Here is a 351-nt window from a genome sequence, read left to right on the forward strand (position 1 = left end):
TTAAACATGGGAAAGATGGTAAGGATGGAAAAGACGGTCGCGATGGGAAATCCATTATTGCGACTACTGAACGTGGCGACCATAAGGGACAATCAGGTGCTTGGTTGATTATCCGCGATAGAGAGACCCTTCAAGAAATTGACCGTGAATTTATTGCTGATGGTCAAGATGGTAAATCAGCTGATATCTCATCACGAGAAACTGCAGAAGGTCTAGAAATCACCATCCACCATGCCAATGGAACAAACCATACACACATCATCCGTGACGGTAAAGACGGCAAGTCTATAACCGCATCAACTGAACCTGGTACCTTTAACGGACAGTCAGGTATGTGGTTGATTATCCGTG

Annotated in this window: 1 protein-coding gene; it reads left to right on the top strand. The window is 44.7% G+C overall.

The window, feature by feature from the left end; all coding sequences use genetic code 11:
- Positions 1 to 351, top strand: a 351-nt coding sequence (locus HMPREF3090_RS09890; RefSeq protein ID WP_210382199.1) for a hypothetical protein, incomplete at both ends; no start/stop codon positions are given.

Origin of the sequence: Aerococcus sp. HMSC23C02 (genome assembly GCF_001806805.1) — a bacterium.
In the GTDB taxonomy this organism is placed as follows: Bacteria; Bacillota; Bacilli; order Lactobacillales; family Aerococcaceae; genus Aerococcus; species Aerococcus sanguinicola.